Here is a 16,198-nt window from a genome sequence, read left to right on the forward strand (position 1 = left end):
AATTATTCAATACCGTTGATTATGCAAAAATGACGATTTGACAGTCTTAAATTTACAGTTTTGCATAATATTGAAAAAAACCGACAAAATACTGCGGGAAATAGTCAAAACGGAGGTTATTATGGATATAAATCAGCTCAATTGCTTTATAACTGTGGCTCAGACGCTCAACTTTTCAGAGGCGGCAAGGCGGAACTATGTTTCTCAGTCAACCGTCAGCAGATATGTAAGCGACCTTGAAAAGGAGTTTGGGGTTCAGCTTTTTACACGCTCTCACCGTGATGTTATCATAACAAGCGAGGGCAAGGCACTTTTGCCCTATGCGATTGAAATTGTTGAAACTTTAAAGAAAGCAAAAACCGTTATCAAGCAGATGCATGACGGAGGTCAGGGTAAAATTACGCTCGGCTGTGATGTTACCTCGCTTTCGTTCCCGACAAAATGTATTGCCGACTTTGCGGAAAAATATCCGGGAATTACAATTGATGTGCGACAGCTTGACGAGGCTGACCGCACGCTTGCAATCACAGGCGGTGAATACGACTTCTGCTTTATGCCGAGAGATATGGTTCCCGAAAGCTCAGGTATTGAATCAATCATTACACATAATGAAACTTTGTCCGTTGTAACAGCGAAAAATTCAAAATTCAGCGGAAGAAAAAGCGTTAAGCTTTCCGAATTGGCTGACGAAAGTATTTTGGTACTTTCGGAATCGGTTGCACCGATTGTATATATGGAAATTATGGATTTGTTCCGTACATTTCACATAACCCCGAAAATTGAAAATTCATTTGACGATCTTGTTTCCATATATGTGTCATCGTCATCGGGAATCGGCGTGTCTGTCATACCAACCTCGGTCGCCGCATATACTTCTGACGAATACACCGATTCATACCTTATTGATGATGCGGACACAAGCATAGCCTATGTTATGGCATGGGAAAAGAATATTTCAAATCCTGCTGCAAAGCTTTTTATGGAGGCTGTTAAGAAATATGCCAAGGGCGATGACAACATTTATGGGCTGTAACTGAGTATATTTCTCAATATAAATTCCAATAAAGAATTATAGTGAAAATTTCACAAAATAAACACACATTATTTTCAAAAAAGGTATTTACTTTATAAATCTTCGGTGTTATAATTACGGTAGTCAAGGAGAAGTTGACAAAATATCCTTTCAGGAGGTAATTAAAATGTACAGATTTACTTTACCGAGAGATCTCTATCATGGTAAGGATGCTCTCTCAAGTCTTAAAAATTTATCCGGCAAAAAGGCTGTTGTAGTTGTCGGCGGCGGTTCAATGAAGCGTTTCGGTTTTCTTGACAAGGCTGTTGACTATCTTAAAGAAGCAGGTATGGAGGTTAAGCTTATCGAAGGCGTAGAGCCTGACCCATCTGTTGAAACAGTTATGAAGGGCGCCGCTGTTATGCGTGAATTTGAACCCGACTGGATTGTTGCAATGGGCGGCGGTTCTCCGATTGATGCCGCAAAGGCTATGTGGGTATTCTATGAGTATCCAAACACAACCTTTGAGGAAATTATTACTCCGTTCAGTTTCCCGACACTTCGTACAAAGGCTAAATTCTGCGCTATCCCGTCAACATCGGGTACTGCAACAGAAGTTACGGCTTTCTCAGTTATCACAGACTATGCAAAGGGTATCAAATATCCGCTTGCTGACTTTAATATCACACCTGATGTTGCTATCGTTGATCCTGCACTTGCCGAAACAATGCCGGCTAAACTTACTGCTCACACAGGTATGGATGCTATGACTCACGCAATTGAAGCTTATGTTTCAACTCTCAACTGCGAGTATACAGATCCGCTTGCACTCCATGCAATTGAGATGATTCACGACAACCTCAAGAAGTCTTATGAGGGCGACATGGCTTGCCGTGATAAAATGCACGATGCACAGTGCCTTGCAGGTATGGCATTCTCAAATGCTCTGCTCGGTATCGTTCACTCAATGGCTCACAAGACAGGTGCGGCTTTCACAGGCGGTCACATTATTCACGGCTGTGCAAACGCTATGTATCTTCCTAAGGTTATCAAGTATAACTCAAAAGATCCTGTTGCAGCTGAGCGTTATGCTAAGATTGCTAAGTTCATCAACCTCAAGGGCGAAACAACAGAAGAACTTGTTGACGCACTCATCGCTGAACTCCGTTCAATGAACGATCAGCTCAACATTCCGCAGGGCATTAAGAACTACGGTCCGGGCGGCGTTAAGGCTGACGAGAGCATTATCGACGAAAAAGAATTCCTCGAAAAGCTCCCCGAAGTTGCCAAGAACGCAATTGCCGATGCTTGCACAGGTTCTAACCCACGCCAGCCAAATCAGGAAGAAATGGAAAAACTTCTCAAGGCTTGCTACTACGATACAGAAATCGACTTCTGATTCGTTTGACAATCTATTTGTACTTATCACAGCTCTCCGTTTTCGGGGAGCTGTTTTTTTAATAAAAAATCCGCATAAAAATGCTCCTAAAAGGCATAAAAATCATATGGACAATATTGCTTTGTTGTGCTAAAATTGACTTGAAATTGATGAATTTGGTGACATAAAATGAAAATTGCAGTAATAAACGGTCAGAACCATAAAGGCTCAACCTATCATATTGGCAAGCAGGTTGCCGATAAATTAGGCGGCGAGGTTACGGAGTTTTTTCTTCCTAGAGATTTCGGCGATTTTTGCGTAGGTTGTACGCAGTGTTTTCTAAAATCCGAAACACTTTGTCCGCATTATGGGCGACTGAAAAAGATTACCGAGGCTATGGACGAGGCTGATGTACTCATCTTTACAACGCCCGTGTATGTTTATCATTGCACAGGCTCAATGAAAGCATTTCTTGATCATTACGGTTATCGTTGGATGGTTCACCGTCCCGAACAGAAAATGTTCACAAAGCAGGCGGTTGTAATTTCGACAGCCGCAGGTTCGGGTACAAAATCTGCCAACAAGGATATCGCCGACAGTATGTTCTTTTGGGGCGTTCCAAAAACTTATCGTTACGGTGTCAATGTTCGTGCAACAAATTATTCAGGCGTCACCGATGAACTCAAAAAGAAAATTGACAAAAAGACTACCTCAATTGCCAATAAGGTAAAGAAAAATAACGGCAAAGTTAAGGCAGGTTTAAAAACAAAAGGCTTTTTCTTTATTATGAGAATGATTCAGAAAAGCGGCTGGAATGAAGCCGATAAAAATTACTGGGCAGAACGAGGTTGGAACGGTAAAAACAGACCGTGGAAAAATACATAAGGAGATGTTTTAAATGGCAAAAAATACTGAAATCAGCTTGAGAAACAAGGTTATTTATTCGGTTTATGTCCGTAACCACACAAATGACGGCACATTTAATGCCGTTGCAGACGACCTTGACCGAATAAAGTCACTCGGTACGGACATCATTTGGTTTATGCCGATTCATCCGATTGGCGTCAAGAATAAAAAAGGCTCTCTCGGCTGTCCTTATGCAAACAAGGACTATCGCACAACAAATCCCGAATACGGCACAATGGACGATTTCAAGAGCCTTGTTGAAAAAATTCACGCAAAGGGTATGAAGTGCATCATTGATGTTGTCTATAACCACACTTCGCCCGATTCAAATCTTTCAGTTGAACATCCCGAATTTTTCTACAGAAAGCCGGACGGCAATTTTGGCAACAAAGTCGGTGATTGGAGCGACATAATCGACCTTGATTATTCTAACAAAGAATTATGGCAGTATCAGATTGATTCACTTGTTATGTGGGCGAAAATTGTTGACGGCTTCCGTTGCGATGTTGCATCATTCGTTCCCGTTGAATTTTGGAAACAGGCGAGAGAGGCTGTTGCAAAGGTAAATCCCGACTGCATTTGGCTTGCCGAAAGCGTACACAGCTCTTTCAATGTGTTCTCTCGCAAGAGCGGAATTTATACCGCAAGCGACTATGAGCTTTTTGACGCTTTTGATATGGAATATGACTACGATATCCGTGAGGTTTTCGACAAATATTTGAAGGGCGAAACCACACTTTCAAATTATATGGATATGTTCAATTATCAGGAGGCAATTTATCCGCAGAATTACGATAAAATGCGTTGTCTTGAAAACCACGATCAGCCACGAATTTGCCATTATGTAAAGAACAGGAGCGACCTTGAAAATTACACAGCTTTTCTGTATTTCTTGAAGGGTTCAACCCTCATCTATGCAGGTCAGGAGTTCGGTTGTGACGAAACTCCAAGCCTTTTTGACAAGGATGTTTTCCCACGCAACACAGGCATTGATTTGAGCAACCTTTTTGCAAAGCTTGATACAATCAAGAAAACCGTTCTTGATGATGACGATTATTTCAAGGCTGATGCAGACGATGAAAACGATATTGCAATTCTTGAGCGTGACAACAACAAGAGCAAAAAAGTCGGCATTTTCAGCCTTAAATCAAAGTCGGCAGATGTAAAAGTTGACCTCCCCGACGGCGACTATAAAAATGAAATCAGCGGTGAAACAGTTACAGTTTCAAACGGAAAGGTTCATTGCAACGGCAAAGCAATAATTATCCGCAAGTAAAATAAAATTCAATAAAAGAATAATACAACCTCTCTGCAAAGCATTTCAGCTTACGGGGAGGTTGTTCTTTATATAAAAATCCGTGTTGCATGGTTACAACACGGATTTCTTGGTTTTATTTAATTGAGCCGTCGCCACCCATAAGAGCGGTCATTTCTTCAATGCGTTCCAAAGGAAACGGTGGTTCGCAAAGCAGTTTTTTATATGCTTACTTAGCTTTCTTTTTATTACTGCCGAAAATTTTAGTCGGAATAATGCTTCCGAGGAATGCGGCGAGCAAAATCCACGGAATAACTCTTGCGTCAAAGCAGAGCAAAAGGAGCATTGTTACGGCAAGCGGTTTTTTCATTGTGACACCGAGAAGTCCTGCCGTTATGACTGCCGCACAAAATGCCGTGTCAAGTCCGCCGAGCATTGCAACACCGTAGCCGATGCTCACTCCGCAGAAGATGACAGGGAAGAAGTGACCGCCTTTCCAACCCGACTTTATGCAGATGTTTGTGAGAACAAGTTTAAGCACACCGCTGATAATAAGAATCCACGGTGCAAATTCGGCAAAGCTTTCCTTGACAACGGTAATGCTTTCTTCGCCCGAAAACATTGTGAGGGGGAGGTATGTACCCATAACACCGAGGATAATTCCGCCGAGAGTTGTGCTGATAATAATGCCGAGCTTGCCCTGAATGAGTGCGAAAAATTTTCCGAAAATCTTTGAAGATATGATAAACAGAAAACCGCATACAGCGCCCAAAAGTGCGAGAGGAATTCCCCACAAACGCTCAAAATTTGTAATGTTATAACCACCAAGTCGTGGAAGTCCCATACTTCCGCCGAAAACGGAGTTAAGCAAAAACAGAGTTCCCGCCGCAAAAAGTACGGCAATGATGTTTGAAATTAGCTTTGTTGAACGGATATCGGTAGGCTTTTCTTCGCTGTCAAGCCTTTCTTCATTGACCGATGCAAGACCGAAAAGCGGTGCGTAGAATACCGCACTCAAGGTTGCGCTTATGCCGATTTGCATTAGTTCGGGAATTTTACTTTTAGCGTCTTTCATATGACTTCCTGCCCAGTAGCAAAGTCCCACGATAACGCCTGTCAAACCTGCCTCGGGACCGAGACTTCCGCCGAAAACAAGGGGCAAAAGTGCCGAAATGCAGAGTAAAAGCACCTTGTTGTACGGGTAAAATTTATCTTTTTTTACCTTTTTCATAACCTCGTCAAGTTCATCGGGGACGGCATTTGTCAGCTTTTGCCATATTCCGAGAATAATTCCGCCTGCCGTACAGACGATAATCGGATAAAATTTGAAATCAAAATTTGACGGAATTGTATCCCACACAAGACCGATTCCCAAGCCCATAAGTTTTAGAAACAGCCATACTATCAGCGAAGTAACCGCACCGCTGAATCCGCAAAAAATGTAGTATAAAAAATTGTTGGCAACAGTCCGTCTAGTCATTGTCGCACCTCCGTGTGTTTATAATTGGATTATAACATAAAACACAGCAAAAAAACAATTATTCCGCACAAAAAGTACGAAATAATTGCTTTTTATTATTTTTTTAATTTTAGAGCCTCTTCTAAACAAAAACAGCTGACACCAATGCCGATGTCAGCCATAAAAACCTATTTGATTTTAAATTTCAAAAGCGGCGCTTACCTTTTTGAATTCTCTTTTTCTGATGATGAAGTAGGCAATCAAAACGGATGTGCCTGTGATAAGCCATGAAACGGGGTAAACCATAAGGAGCATATCGTAGGTGTGGAATGCCTTGAATACCGTGAAGAGCCAGATGATTCTGAACACAACAGAACCGAAGATTGTGAGGATTGCAGGGAGGAGTGAATGTCCGATTCCTCTGAGCGCACCGCCGCTGATTTCGTATGAACCTGTCATAAGCTCAAGGAGCATAACAATCGCCATTCTGATGATTGCGTACTTGATAACGGTGGGGTCGGTTGTGAAGAAGGTGATGAAAAATCCGCTTCCGAGCATGAATATAACGCTCACACAGCCTGTGAAAATACAGCTGAAAAGCATACAAAGCCTAAACACCTTTTTGCATCTGTCAAATTGAAGTGCGCCGTAGTTCTGACTTGTGAATGTAACGGCTGTCTGGCTGAACGCACATACTATATAGTATGTAATGTATTCAAAGTTGAGTTCAGCCGATGAGCCTGCAACCGCCTGTGAACCGAAGCCGTTTACGGCTGTCTGAATGAATACATTTGAAATTGAGAAAACCATACCCTGAATACCTGCAGGAGCACCGATTTTCAAAATCATAATGAGATGTTCTTTCTTGAATGAAAGTTTTTTTGGATTGACTCTGATTGACTTGTCTTCGTTTCTGATGAGGAACATCATAACAAGTCCGGCGCTTATGCCGTCGGCAATTACTGTTGCAATGCCGACTCCTGCAACGCTCATATCGCAGACGATTACAAAGAAGAGGTTCAAAAGAACATTTACAATACCTGAAATTACAAGACAGTAGAGCGGACGGCTTGTGTCGCCTACACTTCTCAAAATTGCCGAACCAAAGTTGTAGAGCATTACAAACGGCATGCCCATAAAGTAAATTCTCAGGTATGTTGCCGCAAGGTCAATTACATCATCCGGTGTGTTCATCAGCCTTAACAGCGGTGTTGCAATAACCTGACCGAGTATCAGAAGAAGAAATCCGCATATAAGTGAAAGTGTTATTACCGTGTGAACAGCTTCCGAAACCTTTTTACGGTCATTTTGACCGATATATCGTGCAATCAAAACATTTGCGCCGACCGAAAGTCCCGTGAATAACAGTACAAGCATATTGATGAGCGGACCGTTGCTTCCGACTGCGGCAAGTGCCTGACTGCTTGAAAATCTGCCGACCACCGCAACATCGGTTGAGTTGAAAAGCTGTTGAAGAATACTGGATCCTGCAAGCGGAAGTGTAAAAAGAAGAATTTTTTTTACGAGCGGACCTTCCAGCATATTTATCTGGTGTGAGCGCTGTCGCTTTTCTTTTACGGTATTCTGACCTTTGTTTCTTTTAAACAGACTTGCAAACGCAAGTGAGGGCATTTTTTTGACTTTCTCCATTAATTTCTAACCTCTTCAATCACATAATCTTTGTAAACAATACCATTCTTTTCCGTTTTCCACAATTATTGTAATCCTGTTGACTAAAATAAACAAGCAAAATACCTTATAAACATAAAGTTTACTTTGCTCACAATTTTAGTTACAATAACTACCTCGTCAAAAATCTTCTTTTTATGCCTTTATAATATGGTAAAAACTGCTTTTCTGCATATTTTTATACTGTTTTTTCTCAATAAGCAAGGCTTTGAATTTGTATGCAATTTGTGCCTCTTCAACAAAAGTAAAATTGCTCTCTTGTAAGCATTGACGAAAAATTTTTTAACCTACAAATAAATGATTTTAAAATTGTTGTATATGCCGATTAAATTATAATGATACAATTATGATACAAACTTAATATAATATATGTTTAAAGGGATAAGCGAAAAGGAGTGAATGTTATGAAGAAAAAGATTGCTGTAATTGTGGTTGCAGTTGTTTTATGCGTTGCCGCCGCAGTATTTGCCGTGCCGAAAATCAGTTTCTATGCGTGTGAGCCTACCGTGTATTTTGATGTTGAGTACTGCGACAAGGTTGACGCTAAGATGTCTGCCGAAGATGCCGAAACCGTGAAGAAAATGTTTGAGGGCAAATCCGCATATTTTGATTCACCGTCTTGTGGTTTTTCCGAAAAGGCATCAATAAGAATAGGCTGTAATACATATATGCCTGCGTGTGACGGTGATGAAATTGTTAAGCACGGATTTATGTATTTTAGTCTTTCAAAAAGCGAAAATAACGAACTTCGCAAGATTATGAAAAAGTACGGAGCAGATACGAGAAAAGCTATCTAAAACCGTTGACAGACGCATTTCCGTGTGTTAAACTTTTCTCGAAAAATATACGGAGGTGTTTTTATGAAAAACTACAACTGGGCAACACTCGGTTGCGGAGTTATCGCAAATGAGCTTGCAGCCGCACTCAAAAGCAGAGGACAGAAACTTTATTCCGTTGCAAACCGTACCCATGAAAAAGCGGTTGCGTTTGCCGAAAAGTACGGCATTGAAAAGGTTTACAACGATATTGACGAGCTGTTTAAAGACGAAAATGTTGACATAATTTACATTTCCACACCGCACAACACGCATATAAAATATCTTCGCAAGGCTCTTGCGGCAGGAAAGCATGTTTTGTGCGAAAAGTCGATAACGCTTAATTCAGATGAACTTGACGAGGCAATCTCTCTTGCAGAGAAAAACCATGTTGTGCTTGCAGAGGCAATGACAATTTTCCATATGCCGATTTACAAGGCACTTCTTGAAAAGGTAAATTCAGGTGACCTTGGCGAGCTTAGGCTTATTCAGATGAATTTCGGCAGTTACAAAGAGTATAATATGAACAACCGATTTTTCAACCGCAATCTTGCAGGCGGTGCAATGCTTGACATCGGCGTGTATGCGCTTTCGTTTGTTCGTATGTTTATGAGCTCATGCCCAAACGATGTGTTGTCGCAGGTTAAATATGCAGAAACAGGCGTTGACGAACAAGCGAGTATTCTTTTAAAGAATAAAGAGGAGGAAATGGCAACTGTCATTCTTTCCCTTCACGCAAAACAGCCAAAGCGTGGCACAATCTCGTTTGACAAGGGTTATGTTGAAATTTTTGAATATCCCAGAGGCATGGAGGCAAAGATTACATACACGGCTGACGGCCATTGTGAAACAATCTCGGCAGGTCAGACAAAGGACGCTTTGCTTTATGAGGTTGAAGATATGGAAAAGGCGATAGAGGGCGACACGGCTCTTATGCACCTTGACTACACAAAGGATGTTATGAAAATCATGACCGACATCCGCAAAAGCTGGGGCATGAAATATCCCGAAGAAGAGTAAGTTTTTTGAATTTAATTTGATACTAAACACAAAACTCCACCGTGAAATGCGGTGGAGTTTCCTTTATATATTTGATTAAATCAGAATTAGTAGTTTTCTGCGTGAATTTCAAAATAGCTCTGTGGGTGGTTGCAGACGGGGCAAACCTCGGGAGCCTCTTTGCCTACAACAATGTGACCGCAGTTACGGCATTCCCAAACCTTGATTTCGCTCCTTTTGAAAACTTCTGCAGTTTCAACATTGCGGAGTAATGCACGGTATCTTTCTTCGTGGTGCTTTTCAATTGCGGCAACAAGGCGGAACTTGTGTGCAAGCTCTGTAAAGCCTTCTTCCTCGGCAGTTTTAGCGAAATCTTCGTACATATCTGTCCACTCGTAGTTTTCGCCCTCGGCAGCGGCAAGAAGATTTTCGGCTGTGTCGCCGATTCCGTTAAGCTCCTTGAACCACATTTTTGCGTGTTCTTTCTCGTTGTCTGCCGTTTTTAAGAAAAGGTTTGCAATCTGCTCAAAGCCCTGCTTTTTGGCAACAGATGCAAAATATGTGTATTTGTTACGAGCCTGTGATTCGCCTGCAAAAGCAGCCTCAAGGTTCTTTTCTGTCTGTGTTCCCGAATACTTTGTTGTTTTAGCCATAATATTTCCTCCGTTAAATTAATTTTTGAAATTTAAAATACTCAATACGCCTTTGTGTATTTAATTTTTGAATAAAATAATAATCATTATTGATTTAATACTACTATACCTTTTTTATATAGATTTGTCAATAGATTTACGCAAAAAAATATTTCTTTTTTAGGATAGGCATATTTCATTTGAAAATACCTATCCGTTATTTTATGCCTGTTTTTTCGATTTTATTACTATTTTTGCGAAAAATATTGCTTGTGTATTGTTGCAATTTGCTAAAGTGTTGGATGTGTGAAAATTTTACCTTGACTTTTCACCCTGTACAGTATAAAATAGTTCTCAAAGAAACACATAGTAAATTGATAGGAATTGTAGGTTAAACGAAATAACCTCAAAAATCCAAAAGGTGACGCTTATGAAAAACATTTACAATCTGAAGAAAATACGAATGTGTACCTCATTTGGAGGCAAGCCGTACTGTTGTATGTAATTGCCTGTCAGAATCTAAAATCAAATTAATTTAAAGTGAGGCAATCAAAATGAAAAATTTAAGAACAAAAGTATTATCGGCAGTATTGGCAGTTTCAGTATTAGGTGCGTCAGCGGTTGCCTTTACAGGATGCGGAAAAAAAGATACTACAAACGATTCAAAAGTAACATTAACAAATGTTTCGTATGATCCTACACGAGAGCTTTATGAATCATATAACAAAATCTTTGCAAAGCATTGGAAAGAAGAAACAGGACAGGATGTTGAAGTTACCCAGTCCCACGGCGGTTCGGGCAAACAGGCTCTTGAGGTTGCAAACGGTCTTGAGGCGGATGTTGTAACACTCGCACTTGAATACGATGTAAACGCAATTCGTGACGCAGGTCTGATTGAGGACGGTTGGGTAAATGAGTTTGACAATGACTCTTCACCATACACTTCAACAATTGTATTCCTTGTTCGCAAAGGTAATCCGAAAAACATCAAGGATTGGGACGATGTTGCAAAAGACGGTGTGGGCGTTATCACTCCAAACCCGAAAACTTCGGGCGGTGCAAGATGGAACTACCTTGCCGCTTGGGCATATGCAGACAAGAAATATAACGGTGATGAGGCAAAAATCGAAGATTTCATTAAAAAGCTTTATCAAAATGTGCTTGTGCTTGACTCAGGCGCAAGAGGTGCTACAACTTCATTTGTAGAAAACGGACAGGGCGATGTTCTTCTTGCTTGGGAGAATGAGGCGTACCTTTCAATCAAGGACAATCCCGACGAGTACGAAATCGTAACTCCGAGCGTCAGCATTCTTGCACAGCCGTCTGTTGCTGTTGTTGATGAAGTGGTTGACCAAAGAGGCACTCGAAAGGTTGCAACAGAGTATTTAAGTTATCTTTACAGCGATGAGGCTCAGCGTATTGCAGGCGATAACTATTACCGCCCTTATAATAAGGAAATTTTGAAGGAATACTCCGATGTGTTCGACCTCAACATTAATCTTGTAACAATCAACGATTTCGGTGGTTGGGACGAGACTCAGAAAAAGCACTTTGCAGACGGCGGTATCTTCGATAAGATTTACGAGAAAAAATAAAACCGATTAAAAAATGATATCAGGCAGTATATAGGCAATTCTGTCTGATGTCGGATGATATTTTACAGGGGAAACAGGTGTGATGATGGTTCAGGCAAAAAAGTCAAAAAAAGCAAAAAGAGTAATCCCGGGCTTCGGTCTTTCTTTGGGTGTAACAATTACATTATTAAGCCTTGTTGTGCTGATTCCTCTTGCCGCTCTCGTTATTTATACGGCACAGATGAGCCCCTCTGAATTTTGGGAGGCAATCACCCGTGAAAGAGTGCTTGCAAGCTACAAGGTTAGTTTTATAACCGCATTTATTGCATCTCTCATCAATGCCGTTATGGGTGTAATTCTTGCGTGGGTGCTTGTTCGTTACAAATTCCCGGGCAAAAGAATTCTTGACGGTATGATTGAGCTTCCGTTTGCACTTCCGACAGCGGTTGCCGGCATTGCACTTACTTCTCTGACTGCCGACACAGGTCTTATCGGTGGATTTTTTGCAAAGTTCGGCATAAGCATTGCCTACACAAGAGTTGGTATTACGGTTGCACTTGTATTTGTTGGAATACCTTTTGTAACAAGAGCAGTTCAGCCTGTCCTTGAAAAGCTTGACCCTGTTTATGAAGAGGCGGCAGGAGTTATGGGTGCAGGCAGATTCAGAATTTTCAGAAAAATTATTCTTCCCGAAATTCTTCCCTCGGTTCTCACAGGCTTTGGTCTTGCATTTGGAAGATGTCTTGGTGAGTACGGTTCGGTTGTTTTTATTGCAGGCAACAAGCCGTTTGAAACAGAAATCACTCCGCTTATCATTATGTCGGAGCTGCAGGAATATGACTACAAAAGTGCAACGGCAATCGCACTTGTAATGCTTGCCGCATCTTTTTTGATTCTGTTCCTTGTAAATATGGTTCAGCACAGAAATGCAAAAATTCTGAAAGGGGGAAGATAAAATGTACGAAGAAACAAAGCGGTCAAAGGTTGTAAAGTACATACTCATAGGTATTGCGCTTTTATTTGTATTCGTAATGCTCGTTCTTCCTCTTGTTACGGTAATCTGCGAGGCTTTCAAAAGCGGTGCAGAGGTGTTCTGGCAGGCTGTCAGCGATGATTACACGGTAAAGGCAATTGTGCTTACTGTTGAGGCAACCGTGTTTGCGGTACTGTTCAATACGGTATTTGGAATTTTTGCCGCCTGGTCAATTACAAAGTTCAGATTTAAGGGCAAAAAACTTCTTACAACACTCATCGACCTCCCCGTAACGGTTTCGCCCATAATTGCAGGTCTTATATTTGTACTCACATTCGGCAGACAAAGCCCGATATATCCGCTTTTAAGCGAACTTGGAATCAAGGTTATCTTTGCCGTTCCGGGAATTATCCTTGCAACCGTGTTTGTAACATTCCCGTTCATCTCAAGGGAGCTTATTCCCGTGCTTGAATCCGAGGGTACGGATGAGGAAGAAGCCGCCGCACTTATGGGTGCAAAAGGCACAACTATTTTCAGAAAAATAACATTTCCGCACATAAAATGGGCATTCCTTTACGGAGTTGTACTCTGTGCCGCAAGAGCAATGGGTGAATTCGGTGCAGTTTCGGTAATTTCGGGACATTTAAGAGGAAAAACAAACACACTTCCTCTCCATGTTGAAATTTTGTTCAACGAGTTCAAGTATGTTCCTGCATTTGCGGTTTCATCAATACTTGTGCTTATGGCGATTGCGATTTTGATTATCAGAAGTGTGGTTGAATACAAAGGAAAGAAGGATGCGTAATGTATGTTGAGCTTAAAAATATAAATAAAACTTTCGGTGACTACAAGGCATCCGACAATGTAAACTTTGGTATTGAAAAGGGCAAGCTTATCGGACTTCTTGGTCCTTCGGGCAGCGGCAAAACAACAATTCTTCGTATGATTGCAGGACTTGAAAATCCCGACAGCGGCGAAATTGTAATTGACGGAAAGGTTGTCAACGATATTCCCGCAAGCAAAAGAGGCATAGGCTTTGTATTCCAAAACTACGCTCTTTTCAGATATATGACAGTTTTTGATAACATTGCTTTCGGTCTGAAAATTCAGAAAAAGAGCAAGAAATTTATCAAGGAAAGAGTAAACGAGCTTGTAAAGCTTATCGGTCTTGAAGGACTTGAAAAGCGTTATCCAAGCCAGCTTTCGGGCGGTCAGAAACAGCGTGTTGCATTTGCAAGAGCGCTTGCGCCAAACCCGAATCTTCTTCTGCTTGACGAACCATTTGCCGCAATTGACGCAAAGGTTAGGCAGGAGCTTCGCTCATGGCTTAAGGATATGATTGAAAGACTCGGCGTTACAAGTATATTTGTAACCCACGATCAGAGCGAGGCTATTGAGGTTGCCGATGAAATTATAATTACAAACAAGGGCAGAATTGAGCAAATAGGCTCGCCGATTGACATTTATCAGCATCCCAAAACCGCATTTTCCGCATCATTTTTCGGTCAGACTACTACGCTTGACGATTATACAAAGTTCAAGACCTTTGATGTTGTCGATAATGTTGACCGTGCAGTTATCCGTCCCGAATTTGTAAAGGTGACAAAACTCAGCGAAACAACTGCACAAAAAGCGTCTGTATCCGTCGGCGAGGTTATAAAGACTTCGTTCAGAGGCGACAATATCGAAATTGCCGTAAAATGTGACGGAGGCACGGTTTATGCGTACAGAGGACTTGACGAAACTCCGATTACCGTCGGAGAAAAGGTCAATGTATTTCTTTATCGGCTTTTCATTACCAAAGGCGATGAGGTTCAGATTCTCCGTAACAAATCACTTCAGGAAGAATCGGTTATCATCTAATCTGTTTAATCACGATATCAACTGTAAAAAATCCTATAAAAACAAGCAAAGCACCGAGGGTAATTTCTCTCGGTGCTTTGCATTTCCTTAGCCTAATTTCAGTTTATTTTCAAATTCTGTAATCCATTTAGGTCTGTAACCGTTTGAATAATTGAATTTGTTGTTTTTTATTTCGGCAACTTTAATAAATCCGTTTTCATTATCATAAAAAATTACTTCATCACACAGCGGAACAATTCTTTTTAAAGAATCGAAGCGGTTATCAAATCTCCTGCACACATCATTTTTCGGAATATCATGACCGCCTTTCCGTACCCTGTTTTCAATTCTTGCAAGACTTTCTTCTTTTGAGTTAAGACCTACATAGTACATAATAACATAGTAGCCCTGTTTTCGTGCCTGCTGAATTGTTTTCTCGGTTCTGTGTCCTGAAAGAGTGGTTTCCTGTGTGAAAGAAATATTGTTATCAAGGCAGTATGTGTCAGAATAATCAACATTGTTTGTTACAATTCTTTCACCACTTAAAATTCCGTATAGGCTTGTTTTTCCAACACAGTCAAGTCCTGCGATAACTGTAAATGATTTTTTAATCATTTAATCAAGTCCTTGATAACTTCGCCGGCTATGATAAGACCTGCAACCGACGGAACAAATGCGGTGCTGCCGGGAACCTGTCTGCGTTGGGTGCATTTTCTCTCAGTTTCTGGAGGGCATATGCAATTTGTTTTACAGCTTATTGTCATATCGTCAACGGGTGTGATAGGCTTTTCCTTTGAATAAACAACCTTCAGCTTTTTGATACCTCTCTTTTTGAGTTCATGTCTCATAACCCTTGCAAGAGGACAGACCGAGGTTTTGTAAATGTCGGCAACCTCAAACGCTGTAGGATCAAGCTTGTTACCTGCTCCCATTGAACAGATGATAGGCGTCTTGGCTTTGTCGGCTTGCATAACAAGCTCAATTTTGCCTGTTACCGTGTCAATTGCGTCAACTACATAGTCGTATTTTGAAAAGTCGAATTTTTCCGAGGTTTCGGGAGTGTAGAAGGTCTGGTGTTTGTTGATGATTATGTCGGGATTGATGTCCTTGAGCCTTTCCTCTGCAACATCAACCTTGTATTTGCCTACTGTTTTTCTTGTTGCAAAAATCTGGCGATTGATGTTTGTAAGGCACACCTTGTCATCGTCAATAAGGTCAAGCTCGCCGACTCCGCTCCTTGCAAGAGCCTCCGCCGTGTATCCGCCTACACCGCCGATTCCAAAAATTGCAACTCTTGTTTTTGAAAGCCTGTCCATAGCTTCTTTGCCAATCAAAAGCTGTGTTCTTGAAAACTGATTAAGCATAAAAACGCTCCTTAATACATATTCAAATCATTTAGTATTCCTATCGGTACAATAAGTATTTACATCGGAATAAAACTCCCGCTGTTTGCTGACGGGAGGTATCTTTGTATAGTTTATATTGTAATCACTGTTTTTGTCAAGCAAAACCCGAAATTTATTGACATGGAATGGTGAATGTAGTATAATCAAAGCATACCAAACAGATAGGTTTAGTGGTAAAACAACTGACTAACTTTAATTGACAATAGCTGTCGGCAGTAATAAAATAACTTTAAAAGTGTATTTTACTGTCGGATTTTA

General features: G+C 41.0%; 15 protein-coding genes. 10 read left to right on the forward strand and 5 right to left on the reverse strand.

Annotated elements, in window-relative coordinates; all coding sequences use genetic code 11:
- Nucleotides 1-121 precede the first annotated feature (121 nt).
- From WMO31_RS00295 to WMO31_RS00310, 4 genes are all read left to right on the forward strand, one after another.
- Nucleotides 122-1,033, forward strand: coding sequence for a LysR family transcriptional regulator (locus WMO31_RS00295; RefSeq protein ID WP_101070611.1), 912 nt, complete (start codon nucleotides 122-124; stop codon nucleotides 1,031-1,033).
- Nucleotides 1,034-1,199: 166 nt separating this feature from the next.
- Nucleotides 1,200-2,411, forward strand: coding sequence for an iron-containing alcohol dehydrogenase (locus WMO31_RS00300; protein WP_101029450.1), 1,212 nt, complete (start codon nucleotides 1,200-1,202; stop codon nucleotides 2,409-2,411).
- Between the two features lie 168 nt (nucleotides 2,412-2,579).
- Complete coding sequence (locus tag WMO31_RS00305; protein WP_367999004.1) at nucleotides 2,580-3,275, forward strand: flavodoxin family protein; 696 nt, start codon at nucleotides 2,580-2,582, stop codon at nucleotides 3,273-3,275.
- 13 nt (nucleotides 3,276-3,288) lie between these two features.
- Nucleotides 3,289-4,572 (forward strand): alpha-amylase family glycosyl hydrolase, encoded by a 1,284-nt coding sequence (locus WMO31_RS00310; RefSeq protein ID WP_367999005.1) that lies wholly within the window; start codon nucleotides 3,289-3,291, stop codon nucleotides 4,570-4,572.
- Between the two features lie 208 nt (nucleotides 4,573-4,780).
- Here the strand turns inward: WMO31_RS00310 and WMO31_RS00315 are convergent, their stop codons facing one another.
- A complete protein-coding gene (locus WMO31_RS00315) occupies nucleotides 4,781-6,031 on the reverse strand; it encodes a chloride channel protein (protein WP_367999006.1) in 1,251 nt (416 codons plus the stop codon).
- A gap of 177 nt (nucleotides 6,032-6,208) precedes the next feature.
- On the reverse strand, nucleotides 6,209-7,660 hold the full coding sequence (locus WMO31_RS00320) for an MATE family efflux transporter (protein ID WP_367999007.1): 1,452 nt from the start codon (nucleotides 7,658-7,660) through the stop codon (nucleotides 6,209-6,211).
- Nucleotides 7,661-8,103: 443 nt separating this feature from the next.
- Here WMO31_RS00320 and WMO31_RS00325 point away from each other — a divergent pair, with 443 nt between their 5' ends.
- Together WMO31_RS00325 and WMO31_RS00330 are read left to right on the forward strand one after the other, a co-directional pair.
- A complete protein-coding gene (locus tag WMO31_RS00325; RefSeq protein ID WP_324496445.1) occupies nucleotides 8,104-8,496 on the forward strand; it encodes a hypothetical protein in 393 nt (130 codons plus the stop codon).
- A 63-nt stretch (nucleotides 8,497-8,559) separates the two neighbouring features.
- Complete coding sequence (locus WMO31_RS00330; protein WP_155129089.1) at nucleotides 8,560-9,534, forward strand: Gfo/Idh/MocA family protein; 975 nt, start codon at nucleotides 8,560-8,562, stop codon at nucleotides 9,532-9,534.
- 86 nt (nucleotides 9,535-9,620) lie between these two features.
- On the opposite strand, the gene rbr is transcribed toward WMO31_RS00330, so the two are convergent.
- Complete coding sequence (rbr, locus tag WMO31_RS00335) at nucleotides 9,621-10,166, reverse strand: rubrerythrin (RefSeq protein WP_117948679.1); 546 nt, start codon at nucleotides 10,164-10,166, stop codon at nucleotides 9,621-9,623.
- 533 nt (nucleotides 10,167-10,699) lie between these two features.
- Here rbr and WMO31_RS00340 point away from each other — a divergent pair.
- From WMO31_RS00340 to WMO31_RS00355, 4 genes are all read left to right on the forward strand, one after another.
- Entirely contained in the window at nucleotides 10,700-11,740 is a 1,041-nt protein-coding gene (locus WMO31_RS00340) for a sulfate ABC transporter substrate-binding protein (RefSeq protein ID WP_367999008.1), read from the forward strand.
- Between the two features lie 82 nt (nucleotides 11,741-11,822).
- Complete coding sequence (gene cysT, locus WMO31_RS00345) at nucleotides 11,823-12,674, forward strand: sulfate ABC transporter permease subunit CysT (protein WP_101070216.1); 852 nt, start codon at nucleotides 11,823-11,825, stop codon at nucleotides 12,672-12,674.
- A gap of 1 nt (nucleotide 12,675) precedes the next feature.
- Complete coding sequence (cysW, locus tag WMO31_RS00350) at nucleotides 12,676-13,497, forward strand: sulfate ABC transporter permease subunit CysW (RefSeq protein WP_021883727.1); 822 nt, start codon at nucleotides 12,676-12,678, stop codon at nucleotides 13,495-13,497.
- Nucleotides 13,497-14,555: a sulfate/molybdate ABC transporter ATP-binding protein gene (locus tag WMO31_RS00355; RefSeq protein ID WP_296167694.1), complete on the forward strand. Its 1,059-nt coding sequence runs from the start codon at nucleotides 13,497-13,499 to the stop codon at nucleotides 14,553-14,555. The genes cysW and WMO31_RS00355 overlap by 1 nt, the downstream gene beginning before the upstream one ends.
- A gap of 87 nt (nucleotides 14,556-14,642) precedes the next feature.
- On the opposite strand, the gene WMO31_RS00360 is transcribed toward WMO31_RS00355, so the two are convergent.
- Nucleotides 14,643-15,149 carry a zeta toxin family protein gene (locus WMO31_RS00360; protein WP_015523477.1) on the reverse strand — a complete coding sequence of 169 codons (507 nt, stop codon included), beginning with the start codon at nucleotides 15,147-15,149 and terminating at the stop codon, nucleotides 14,643-14,645.
- Nucleotides 15,146-15,898, reverse strand: a complete 753-nt coding sequence (locus WMO31_RS00365; protein WP_117522718.1) for a tRNA threonylcarbamoyladenosine dehydratase — start codon at nucleotides 15,896-15,898, stop codon at nucleotides 15,146-15,148. Before WMO31_RS00365 ends, WMO31_RS00360 begins: the two co-directional genes overlap by 4 nt.
- Nucleotides 15,899-16,198 lie beyond the last annotated feature (300 nt).

Source organism: Ruminococcoides intestinale (assembly GCF_040095935.1).
Taxonomy (GTDB): domain Bacteria; phylum Bacillota; class Clostridia; order Oscillospirales; family Acutalibacteraceae; genus Ruminococcoides; species Ruminococcoides intestinale.